10 protein-coding genes and 3 pseudogenes are annotated in these 11,434 nt (G+C 66.0%); 9 read left to right on the top strand and 4 right to left on the bottom strand.

Translation table 11 applies throughout. The features are described from left to right. Positions 1-390: winged helix-turn-helix domain-containing protein (locus QOI01_RS08435; protein ID WP_526379838.1), on the top strand; the 390-nt coding region annotated here is incomplete at its 5' end. Here the strand turns inward: QOI01_RS08435 and QOI01_RS08440 are convergent. Continuing rightward, a complete protein-coding gene (locus QOI01_RS08440; protein ID WP_526379840.1) occupies positions 319-1,752 on the bottom strand; it encodes a sensor histidine kinase in 1,434 nt (477 codons plus the stop codon). The genes QOI01_RS08435 and QOI01_RS08440 overlap by 72 nt on opposite strands. A 659-nt stretch (positions 1,753-2,411) precedes the next feature. Between QOI01_RS08440 and efeU the strand changes: the two genes are divergently transcribed. From efeU to QOI01_RS08455, 3 genes and pseudogenes are all read left to right on the top strand, one after another. Beyond that, a complete protein-coding gene (gene efeU / locus QOI01_RS08445) occupies positions 2,412-3,383 on the top strand; it encodes an iron uptake transporter permease EfeU (RefSeq protein WP_526379842.1) in 972 nt (323 codons plus the stop codon). Next, positions 3,380-4,112: pseudogene (efeO, locus tag QOI01_RS08450) on the top strand (iron uptake system protein EfeO); the annotation flags it as partial. The gene efeU and the pseudogene efeO, both read left to right, overlap by 4 nt. A 122-nt stretch (positions 4,113-4,234) precedes the next feature. Then, the gene (locus QOI01_RS08455; protein ID WP_526379851.1) at positions 4,235-5,641 is read left to right on the top strand and encodes a sensor histidine kinase; all 1,407 of its coding nucleotides are present in this window, start codon (positions 4,235-4,237) and stop codon (positions 5,639-5,641) included. Here QOI01_RS08455 and QOI01_RS08460 read toward each other — a convergent pair. After that, positions 5,618-6,304: pseudogene (locus QOI01_RS08460) on the bottom strand (response regulator transcription factor); the annotation flags it as partial. The gene QOI01_RS08455 and the pseudogene QOI01_RS08460 sit on opposite strands and share 24 nt — an antisense overlap. 350 nt (positions 6,305-6,654) lie before the next feature. On the opposite strand from QOI01_RS08460, the gene QOI01_RS08465 reads away from it, so the two are divergent. The 4 genes from QOI01_RS08465 to QOI01_RS08480 all read left to right on the top strand — a co-directional run bounded on the left by QOI01_RS08465 (position 6,655) and on the right by QOI01_RS08480 (position 10,051). Further along, positions 6,655-7,347 (top strand): response regulator transcription factor, encoded by a 693-nt coding sequence (locus QOI01_RS08465; protein ID WP_526379853.1) that lies wholly within the window; start codon positions 6,655-6,657, stop codon positions 7,345-7,347. Positions 7,348-7,352: 5 nt separating this feature from the next. Continuing rightward, positions 7,353-7,538: a hypothetical protein gene (locus tag QOI01_RS08470; protein ID WP_526379844.1), complete on the top strand. Its 186-nt coding sequence runs from the start codon at positions 7,353-7,355 to the stop codon at positions 7,536-7,538. A 269-nt stretch (positions 7,539-7,807) separates the two neighbouring features. Beyond that, entirely contained in the window at positions 7,808-9,154 is a 1,347-nt protein-coding gene (locus tag QOI01_RS08475; protein ID WP_526379855.1) for an alpha/beta hydrolase, read from the top strand. A gap of 102 nt (positions 9,155-9,256) precedes the next feature. After that, a complete protein-coding gene (locus QOI01_RS08480) occupies positions 9,257-10,051 on the top strand; it encodes a COG4705 family protein (RefSeq protein ID WP_526379846.1) in 795 nt (264 codons plus the stop codon). A 64-nt stretch (positions 10,052-10,115) separates the two neighbouring features. Here QOI01_RS08480 and QOI01_RS08485 read toward each other — a convergent pair whose 3' ends face one another. Beyond that, positions 10,116-10,454, bottom strand: a complete 339-nt coding sequence (locus QOI01_RS08485) for a hypothetical protein (RefSeq protein ID WP_526379847.1) — start codon at positions 10,452-10,454, stop codon at positions 10,116-10,118. 641 nt (positions 10,455-11,095) lie between these two features. Next, entirely contained in the window at positions 11,096-11,242 is a 147-nt protein-coding gene (locus QOI01_RS08490; RefSeq protein ID WP_526379849.1) for a hypothetical protein, read from the bottom strand. Positions 11,243-11,250: 8 nt separating this feature from the next. Between QOI01_RS08490 and QOI01_RS08495 the strand changes: the two are divergent. Beyond that, positions 11,251-11,434: pseudogene (locus QOI01_RS08495) on the top strand (response regulator transcription factor); the annotation flags it as partial.

Here is an 11,434-nt window from a genome sequence, read left to right on the forward strand (position 1 = left end):
GACTATCTGATCAAGCCGTTCTCGTTCGTGGTGCTGATTGCGCGCCTACGGGCCCTGGTGCGTCGCGGCGCACCGGAGCGACCGACCGTCCTGACCGTCGGCGAGCTCGAGCTCGATCCGGCGCGCCACCGCGTCACCCAGTTTGGCATCGAGTTGGCGCTGACCCCACGTGAATACGGCGTGCTGGAGTTCCTGATGCGGCACCGAGGCAACGTCGTCACCAAGGGTGAGATCGTCCGTTCGGTCTGGGACACGAACTACGACGGCGACGACAACATCGTCGAGGTTTACATCGGGTACCTGCGGCGCAAGCTCGGCTCAACGCACTCTGGTCACGGCATCGAGACGGTGCGTGGAGTCGGATACCGGCTGGCCAACGAACAGCGGTAGGCGAAGGACGAATCGCGCTCCCCCGCTCGGGGATTCGCTCACCTCGACGCTGCCGTGGTGAGCCTCCGCAATCTGCGCGACGATGGCCAGACCGAGCCCGGCGCCACCGGCGTGTCGGGCCCGTGGTGAATCCAGCCGCACGAATCGATCGAAGATTCTGCGACGCTCGTCGGGCGGGACGCCGGGCCCGTCGTCGGCGACGACGATCTCGACGTGATCGCGTGATCGAGTGCATTCGAGGTGAATGTCGTTGTCCGCGTGACGGATTGCGTTGTCGACCAGGTTGCGGACGAGCCGCCCCAGAGCGCGGGGATCGCCGGTGACGCGGACATGATGGATCTGGGTCGACACCGTCAGACCGGTAATCGTCTGGACCCGCTCCGCCTCGGCATACACGATGTCGTCGAGATCGACGTCGACCTCCTTGCGCAGTTCGAACTGCTCGTCGGAGCGAGCCAGCAGCAGCAGGTCTTCGACCAAGCGGCGCATGCGGTGCGCTTCGGGCAGGAGGGACTCGTCAACGAGGGTGCGATCGAGCAGTTCCGGACGGCCGTGGGCGAGCTCGAGAGCCGCGGTGATCGTGGCCAGCGGGCTTCGCAGTTCGTGCGACGCGTCACTGACGAACCGGCGCTGGGCGGCTTGACCGGCTTCGAGGCGATCCAACAGCTCATTCATCGTGACGGCCAAGCGAGCGACCTCGTCGTCGGCGGGAGGAACCGGTATCCGGTCGGCGAGCTTGCCGCTCGTCATCGACGACACCCGCGACCGGATGCGCTCGACGGGATCTAGCGCGGCACCGACGAGTCGGTGGGTGCCGAACGCCACCAGGGCGACCACGATGGGGCCGGCGACGGCGAGCAGACCGGCGATGGTGGTGACGACCGATTCCACGGGTTCCCGGTCCGCGCCGACCAGTACCGTCACCGGCCCGGTGGGGGTCTGTGCGCCCGCACCGATGATCCAGAAGTCGTTGTCGCGATTGAGCGCGACCCGGCCGAAGGACTTTCGGGATCCCGGGGGCACCGTCACCAAAGACAGCGGTGCGCCGGGGCCGCCCGCGGATACCACGACGAGCCTGCCGACTGGGTCGACCACCTGGACCACGCCGACCTGGCTGTCGGTGGCCAGCATCGACCGGTCCAAGTCAGCTGGCGGCTCGGTCTTCAACTGATCGGCCAACTGGTCCGCGCGGGCACCCGCCGTCGTTTGCGCCGAGGTCTGCAAGGAGCGGAACAACACCAGCAACAGTGCGCCGCCGGCCAGCACCAGACAGACGGTCACGACAAGGGTTGCAGCCACCGTCGTCCGCGTGCGCACCGTCCACTGCGAAGGCGACGCAAGGACCCACAGAGACGTCTTCATCACTTCAGTGTGACCGCGCTCGAGCGAACGTCGAGATGGACGTTAGACGAACCGCCGAAACACGAACCACTCCGCTCGGTCGTGGTGCCGGAGGCCGAAACCAGGATCGGGACGATCGCAGCGACGGGTATGTCGATGGCAAACGTGCGACCGTTCTCGCCGGCAGGCACGATGGCCTGATCTCGGCGGCCGTCGTAACGCGGCGATGGCGCCGGGCGGCGATCCGCGAGTGTGTCGTTGCTGGCGGCAGGACCACCGGAACACCCCACCAAGACCGCTGCGGTTGCCAAGAAGATTGAGGTAGTCGGCGGGGACATCGGAACCTCTCTTCCTGGTTACGCGGCTCGGCGTTCGAACACTGTGCGCGGCGTTGACTGAGGATCCACTGAGAGCGACCTTCGCGTGCGGAACTCGGATGTCCGACGGGGCACCCTGAGGGCAGGCCGGATCGCCCCCAACGGCGATGGTGGCACTCCAGTCGACGCCAGCAGCTGCTGGCCTGTTGGCTCCACCAGTCGCGGCCCCGGAATGTCGAGCCGCCGGGACGAGCGCGTAATGCATTCTTCGCGTTTTCTCAGCGGGAACATCAGTAAGGTAAGCCATCCCTTGCTTTCGTCGGCTAGGCAAGGTCCAGCGTCGAGTCAAAGGACGAAACACTGATGACAACGGTTACGGTGGCCTCGATCGGTATCCACGCCGCGGGCCCCAACGTCTCCTCGCAGCTGCTGGGCAGCGGATTGATCGGGCTGCGCGAAGGACTGGAAACCGGGATCGTCGTCATGATCCTGGTGGCGTTCCTGGTGAAGTCAGATCGGCGCGACGCCCTCAAGTGGGTGTGGCACGGAGTCGCCATCGCCGTCGCCGCGACGATCGCCACCTTCCTGGTCATTCAGTTCAGTGCGTATACGGTGAATGGACTCGCCGCCGAAGCCATCGCCGGTATTGCGTCCGTCGTCGCCGTCGCCATCGCGACCACCATGGTGTTGTGGATGCGCAAGGCCGCCGCCGGAATCTCGGGCGAACTCCGCACCGGAATGGCAGTAGCGCTCGAAACGGGCTCGTTCGCAGTGCTTCTGCTGGCGTTCCTGGCCGTCGGCCGGGAGGGAGTCGAAACGGCATTGTTCATGGTCGGATACGCAGAAGCCGAAACGCTCTGGCCACTCACCGGACTGGTATTGGGCGTGCTAGTGGCAGCGGCCATTGCCTATGGCATGTATGCCGGTGCGGTCCGCATCAATCTCGGCAAGTTCTTCAAGTACACCGGCATTTTCCTGATCGTGGTGGCTGCAGGAATCTTGGGCTACGGCGTACGCGCCCTGCAGACGGTGGGTTGGCTTCCCGGCGGGGGCGCTGCGGCCTTCGACATCTCGTCGCGGTTTGACTGGTCGGCGTGGTACGGCGAGATCGTGCACGGCGTCTTCAACCTCAGACCGGACCCGACCGTCGTCCAGCTCGCGGCGTGGTCGGGCTACCTCGTGGTGATACTCACCCTCTTCCTCCGGCCCATCGACGTCGTTGTCTCCGACGAAGCGGCGGCTGCCGACGAGCCGCCGACTTTCATCCCGTCCGACGACGGCGACGGCACCGGATGCAATGTAGCCACCCCACCCATCGAAGGGTCACCTCGATGACGTCATCGCGCGCCTCGCGCGTTCAGGCTGGCGGCGCGGCCGTGACCGCTCTGCTGGCCGGCCTCACGTTGACCGGCTGCACGGCCAAACATTCCGACACCGCAAACCCAACCGACGGCAACCGGGTGGCCAGCCAGATCACCGTCACCGCGTCGGACACCGCGTGCCAGCTGTCCGGTACGACGGCAGTTACCGGTTCGAATACCTTCGTCATCACCAACAACGGCAGCAAGATCACCGAGTTCTACGTCTACGGCGCGGGCGACCGCGTGATGGGCGAGGTGGAGAACATCTCCCCTGGACTGCAACGCAAGCTCATCGTCCAGCTGACCGAGCCGGGTAAGTACCAGACCGCCTGCAAGCCCGGCATGAGCGGCGACGGCCTGCGCGGGGACTTCACCGTCACTGGCGACGCCGTACGGATCGACACCCAGGGCAAGTACAAGGAAGCCGCCGACAACACAGGCGGTACGTCAACAGCCAGACCGACGCCCTGATCACCGCTGTGAACGCGTTCGTGGCCGCGGTCAAGGGCGGTGACGTTGACGGCGCCAAGCGGCAGTTCCCGGTGCGCGCACGTACTACGAGCGCATCGAGCCCGTCGCCGAGTCGTTCCCCAACGACCTCGACCCGCGCATCGATCGCCGCGAAGCGGACGTGGCCGCGGGCGAGCAATGGACCGGCTTCCACCGCTTGGAGAAGGACCTGTGGGTCACGCTCATTCGTCCCCATGCAGATGGAAATGTGGCCTTCTCAGCTGAACATCAGCTTGTCGACGCGACACTGCGGCGATGTCCGCACAGCCGAATCACCCGATACCCGACATCACCACCGATGCCGAACCGGCGTCGATGCACGACCGGGCAAAGCGCCCACCCTGGGTTCACGGACCGCGCTCGAAGCGGCTGAGTCCAGGCTTTTGGGGCATCTCCGCGCAGTCAGCCGTGGTGTCGGCGACGGTGGTGCTGGTTGCGGTCGCCATCGTCGGTGTCGGCATGGTCGCCGTGCTCCACCACTCGCTCATCAAGGGCGTCGACGATGCCGCGGCGAGCCGGGTGCGCGACATCGCTGCTGGTCTTTCCTCTGATAGCCCCGCCGAACTGGACGGCGGACTGTTGATCGACGACCAGCGCATCGCCTCCGTTCAAATCGTCGACTTGGACGGAACGGTGAACCAGCGCTCGGCATCAGCGCCCGACACACCACTCGTACCCGTCAGTGATGTCACGACCTCGCTGCGCTCGGGCATGCCCGTTTCGTCGTCGTCGGACGGCGAACTGCGCATCAGTAGCCAGCTCGCCGATTCTCCCGGCGGCCGGTACGCCGTGCTGGTCGCCGGTGCGAGCGAGGCGGCCGAGTCGACGGTGGCGACGGTGGTGGTACTGCTCGCCGTCGCCGCGCCGTTCGTGATCGGCGTGGCTGCTGCGGCGAGCTACCGCTTGGTGAAACGCTCCCTGCGCTCGGTCGACGCGATCCGTGCTCGCGTCGCCGAGATATCCAGCGCTCAGTTGGCCGAACGGGTGCCGGTGCCGCACCAGAACGACGAGATCTCCGCGTTGGCGATCACCATGAACCAGATGCTGGCTCGCATCGAGGCGGGGCACATCGCGCAGCGGCAATTCGTCGGTGACGCCTCGCACGAACTCCGTAGCCCGCTGGCGACGATCATCTCGGTGTTGGAAGTGCGCGACGCGCACGTCGAACTGCGGGACGATGCCGAGCTGGCCAACAGCACCCTCCTGCCGGAGGCGTACCGAATGCAGGCGCTCCTCGAGGACCTGCTCACGCTGGCGCGAGCCGACGAACGGGCCTTGGACTTGCGCAGTGACGAAGTGCGGCTCGACGAAATCGCGATGAGCGAGGCCGATCGATTGCGCCGCGAGACGCGGTTGGACGTACACACCGACATCACACCGACCACGTTGATCGGCGACACCGGGGCCATATTGCGGGTGGTGCGCAATCTGGTGGACAACGCCGCACGGCACGCCGCCGGACGCGTGGACATCGAGGTGGCCCGACGTGTCAGCGCTGCCATCCTCGTGGTCGGTGACGACGGGTCAGGCATACCGGAGTCCGAGCGTCGCCGTGTCTTCGATCGATTCGTGCGACTGGACTCCGACCGGGCGCGCAGCCGCGGAGGCACGGGATTGGGTCTATCGATCGTTGCCGACATCGTGGCCGCCCACGGGGGCACGGTCGTCGTGGACGGGCGCGCCGGCGGTGGAACGCGGGTCGTCGTGACTCTGCCCGGGTGACGACAATCGGTAACCGACGCCACGAATCGTCTCGATCGACGCGGTGCCGAACGGAATGTCGATCTTGCGGCGGAGGTACCTGATGTAGACCTCGACGACGTTGTCGGGGCCCGCGTAGTGCGCGTCCCACACATCGTGCAAGATGTCGGCCTTGGTCATTATGGAGCCCTTGTTGCGCATCAGGTACTCCAGCAACCCGTGCTCGCGCGGTGTGAGGAATATGGGCGTGGACAGTCGCTGCACCCAGTGCCGGGACGGGTCCATGGTCAACGTTCCCGCGCTCATCACCGTCGCTCGTTGCGGGGTGTCACGACGGATGAGGGCCCGCAACCGGGCGACCAGCACGTTGAAGGAGAAGGGCTTCGTCAGATAGTCGTCGGCACCAAGATCCAGCGCGTCGATCTGGTCGTAGTCTCCATCCTTGGACGTCAGCATCATGACCGGAGTGGACACGTTCCGAGCCCGCATCTGGCGCAGTACCTCGTAGCCGCTGAGTCCCGGAAGCATGATGTCGAGGATCATGACGTCGAACGACTCCTCGGTCGCCTGATCGAGTCCGTGGACGCCGTCTGCCTCGGCGACGACGACGAAGCCCTCGGCGCGCAACCCCTTGGTGAGCGCCAACGAGAGCCCCGCTTCGTCTTCAACGAGAAGCAGCTTCACGTGCTCACCGGTCTGTCGCCATGGGGTGATGAGATGCCCGCGGCAGCTCCCGGTGCCCGGCGTTGCCGGGGCGCGACGGTCGACTGTGTTGCACCGGTTGTCTCCCTTCACCCGGCGGGTGTCGAACCTACTGTGGCAACAGGCCGCTGAGAGCACACTGAGTCCCGGTCGGTGCTCCTCAGCACTTCCTCAGCACGGCACCCTTAGCGTGCCGATGTGCGACGAGACATCTGGCGTGTCGACCCGCTGGTCGGCCACGGCACGGCGCGTCGACGGTCCTTACCTGCGATCCTGGACCACATCGGCTCGGGGTCGAAGCCTTCGCCGCGCAACCGGTGCCGATGGCGACGATGAAGGTCCTTCTCGTCGACGATGACGCGCCATTGGCCGTCCCGGTGCGCCGTGGACTGGAGGCGGAGGGCTTCGTCGTCGTGACCGCCACTGAGGGGCACGAGGGTCTTGCGCAAGCGACCGATCCGTCATTCGACGTGGTGATCCTCGACATCATGCTTCCGGGACTCAGCGGCTACGAGGTGCTGCGCCAGATGCGTGCGCGGCACGTGTGGACGCCGGTGCTGATGCTCACCGCGAAGTCCGAGGAACACGATCAGATCGATGCGCTGGATCTTGGTGCCGACGACTATCTGACGAAGCCGTTCTCGTTCAGTGTGCTCGTCGCGAGGCTACGCGCGCTGATGCGCCGCGGTACCTCCGAGCGGCCGGTAGTCCTGGCCGCCGGTTCGCTGTCGCTGGACACGATCCGTCGCCGGGTTGCCCGAGGCGACTCGATCATCGAGCTGGCGCCGCGGGAGTTCAGCGTCTTGGAGTATCTGATGCGCCATCGGGACACGGTGGTCACCCACGCCGACATTCGACAGAACGTCTGGGAGCCGCGCTGCCACGACGCTGCCAACGTCGTCGAAGTCTACGTCGGCTATCTGCGGCGCAAGATCGACATACCGTTCGGCACCAACACCATTCAGACGATACGTGGGGTGGGTTATCGGCTCGACACCGGCCAATACCCGACCGGCGGCGACTAACCGTGATGCGAAACTCGCCGATGCCGGGGCCGTCGGGTTTCGCGACGTGCATCCGTCGCCCCGTGGTCACCGTGCTCCACGGCGCCCTCGGCGTCCCATTGCAGGTCTCGGTCACGGTGGCGCTGATTGGCGGGTGGAACTGCGCACCGACGCATCAGTCGTCGCGTAACGCCGCGGTGATCATTGCTTGAAAAGTGCTGCGCCCGAGACGACCTCAGCCTTCTCTCAGTGTCTGTGTGCGAACGTAGGAGTGTCGACACCGGTGCGGAGCGGAAGGCAGTCATGACGAACGGCCAGCGGCGGTCGCCGTCGCCAGACGCCCGCTTCCAGGGATCTGCACCCTGCTTGACGCAACACTGCGAGCTCGCGTTCATGGGTCGACTGCTTGCGCCCGAGAACCGTTCACGATGCTCCTCGGGGGGGCCGCGCCGTGTGGTATGACATCAGCCACCTCTCGTTGATGCATGGTTGGATTCCGATCGGCGTACAGGTCCTCACGGCGACGGCCTTGATGTGGGCCATCGGATGGCGCGGGCGACGGTGGAGGATGCTGTGGCTCCCCGTCGCAGTCGCCACCGGCGCGTTGATGGCGCTCGGCGCGCGTTGGTGCATAGCATCTGCGGCGATTGCCGGAGGCGCTCCGCCGGCGTCGTTGTGGATCTGGGTCGGGTTCGGCGGCCTGGCGGTGGCAATTCTCGTACTGGGCTGGCGCTCCGCACACTGGTGGCGACGCGGACTGTCCGCGCTGGCCGTACCCTTGTGTGCGCTCAGTGCCGCTCTGGTACTGAACCTTTGGATCGGTTACTTCCCGACCCCGCATTCCTTCTGGATTCAGATGACCTCGGGCCCCCTTTCCGACCAGGTGGACCGAATCACCGTCACCGCGATGCAGCGTCGAGGTGTCCGTCCCGACCACGGTGTCGTGGTGTCAGTGACGATCAACGCGGACGCATCACTCTTCAAACACCGGGACGAATACGTCTACCTCCCGCCGGCCTGGTTCGCCACGAACCCACCACCGAGGCTGCCGGCGGTCGTGATGATCGGCGGGGAGTTCAACACACCGTCGGACTGGCCTCGCGCCGGCGAGGCGATCGCCACCGTCGATCGCTTCGCCGCCCTGCACGGCGGTGCTGCGCCGATTCTGGTGTTCGCCGATTCCGGCGGCGCGTTCGACGTCGACACCGAGTGCGTGAACGGCACCCGCGGGAATGCCGCGGACCATCTGACGAAGGACATCGTGCCGTTCGTCGTCTCGAACTTCGCCGCCAGCGCGGACCGACGGAATTGGGGTGTGGTCGGGTTCTCGTCGGGTGGGACGTGTGCGGTGGATCTGGCTCTCATGCATCCTGACATCTTCGGCGCGTTTGTCGACATCGCAGGCGACCTGGGTCCCAACATGGGGTCTCGGGAGCAGACCGTTGCGCGGCTCTTCGGTGGAAGCGTCGACGCGTGGGCCAGTTTCGACCCCGTGACGGTGATCGGCAGGCACCAGCGTTACGCCGATCTCGCCGGGTACTTCGCATACGTCGCATCACCAGGACAAGCCGCCGGTCGGCCGAACGCGGAGGCCGAAGCCGCTCAGACGCTGTGCAAGCTGGCCGCGGCGAAGAACGTGGCGTGCGTGCTCGCGCCGCTGCCCGGCCAACACGATTGGCCCTTTGCGGGCGTGGCCTTCTCGGTCAGCTTGCCGTGGTTGGCAATACGGCTCGGCCTCCCTGCCGCGCCGGCGCTGGCCAAGGGCCAGGGTTCGACGACGCCTGCGGTTGCCAGTGTCCACGCACGGCAGCGGGCCGGAGCGCGCTGAGGCGCTCGAGGCTTCTTCATGTCAGCCGCCGTTCGAGTGACCGGTCCGGGGACGCATAGAGTCTTCAGCGTTTCCTCAGGTCGCGTCGTTCAGGCTGATCCGGTGGGGCGGACGCGTAGCACCTCGAGCAAGGTGCCCGCGGTCACGCGGTCCTTCTGGATCGTCACGATTCTGTCGACGACGGTTGGTGAGTCGATGGCCGACGTCCTTAACGGGAAACTTGGTCTCGGTCTGGCTGCGACCGCGCTGCTGGTGTGGGCCGTGCTCGGTGCAACGCTCGTCGTGCAGATGAGCTTGCGCTCGTACGTGCCGGGAATGTACTGGCTGACCGTCGCATTGATGAGCATCGTCGCCGCGTCGGTGACCGGCCTGCTGACCGACGACCTCGAGATCCCCTTGCCGGCAACGGTATCGTTCTTCGGCTTGGCTTTGCTTGCGGTGCTGCTCATCTGGTATCTGATCGACTACGACCTGTCGGTTGGCAACATCACCACGCCGCGACGGGAAGCCTTCTACTGGCTTGCCGTCGCCGTCACGTCCGCATTGGGAACCGCGGCAGGTGAGTTGGTCGCCGAGGCAACGGGATTCGGCTCGCTAGCGTCCGCGCTGGTCTTCATTGCCGCCATGTGTTTGGTCGGGGCGGTGCATGATGTGGTCGAATCGTCTCGCGTGCTGACCTTCTGGATCGCCTACGTGCTGACCCGTCCGCTTGGTGCATCCCTGGGCGATCTGCTATCCGGGAACCGCGGCGTCGGTGGTCCGCAGTTGGGTGCGATGGCGACATCGGTCATCGTCGCGATCGTCGTCGGCGCGCTAGTCGCATGCTCGCCGACCCGCAGGCCAGATCGTAGCTACGCGAAAGGGTTCGACACTTGCGCGCAAGGGTTCGACGCTTGAAGGGCACGGAATTGAACCGAGGCGGGAAGGCACCCAGATTCCACTGTTGGCGACCAGCGGGTGCCTAGCCGGCGGGCGCTTTCGCTTTCGCGTTCGCCGCCACGATCGCCTTGGCTTCCGGACTGGCTGCCGAATAGCCAGGACTCTTCGCGGAGGCCGCCGCCGAGTAGCAGTTCAGGGACACCAGCACCTGAGCGGTTACCGAACCAGAGGAGTTGGGCGGCGGCTTCGCGTTGCGTATCTGCGCATGGGTCACGAGGCAGTCGGGCCACGCCACCTTGTCGCCGACGGCAGCCGATACGATGGGCGTGAAGCCCGCGCCCGAGTAGGCCGCTGACGCGTCGCTGTACTTCTTACCGGTCTCGTCGGGCAGCGAACCCGCCTGCACCGGTGCGCTCGCCAAGAGACTAATCGTGACGACGACGGAGCCCGCTCCCAGACTGGTAAGCAGACGTCCGACTCTCGCGTGGGACGCCATGGTGTTACCCGGCCTTAACTGCTGGAACGGCCTTGGTGACTTCGGGGACCGAGTTGGGCGACGAAACGACGCTCGTGGCACCCACGGTCATGCCTCCTACGACCGGTTGGGTGTAGACGGTGTTGGTCGGCGCACTTCCCGATCCGGCCTCTAGGTGTGGGCCGGTCTGGGGGGCGTCGTGCCCACTGCTCAGAATTCCCAACGCTCCGAACGCAATGACACCCGTCGCTGCAAGCAATGGCTTCACGCGTGATTCGAACCTGCTGGTGCTTTCCTTCATCACGCCATGATGGCTCAACCGTCCTTAACGGACGCTAAGTGCGCGATGAAAGCGCCGGCGGAGCGGCGGGCCACGTCAAGCAGCTCGCAGCCGGTCGTCCCGAGCGGCTTCATCCGGCGGTTCGGCTGACGCCTTGACGACCCAGCGAGAGGATCACCCGCGCCGCCGGTCCTCCCCGGATGCGTCGCGTCCTCCCCCGCCCGCGTCGAGCAGGGAATTGATGTGACGGGTCAATGCCGAACGGCCCGTGCGCCAAGGCGACCGGGTGGAAGCGGGGCGCGGTGAGCTAGTGCACGCCGAGGTAGAGGCGGCTGAGTGCCACGGCCGATACGACGAGCACGGCGACCACCGCGACCAGCCCCTTCGCGACTCGGCTGCCGCTGAGTCCGACGACCACCGCCAGGATCCCCAGTGGCGCCGCGGTTCCCGCCACGTGCCCGGATGGAAACGAGTAGCAGCGAGTACGACTTGGCCGATGCGTTCGACCTGGGCGCCGACGACTATCTGATCAAGCCGTTCTCGTTCGTGGTGCTGATTGCGCGCCTACGGGCCCTGGTGCGTCGCGGCGCACCGGAGCGACCGACCGTCCTGACCGTCGGCGAGCTCGAGCTCGATCCGGCGCGCC

Source organism: Mycobacterium sp. (assembly GCF_032162605.1).
Taxonomy (GTDB): domain Bacteria; phylum Actinomycetota; class Actinomycetes; order Mycobacteriales; family Mycobacteriaceae; genus Mycobacterium.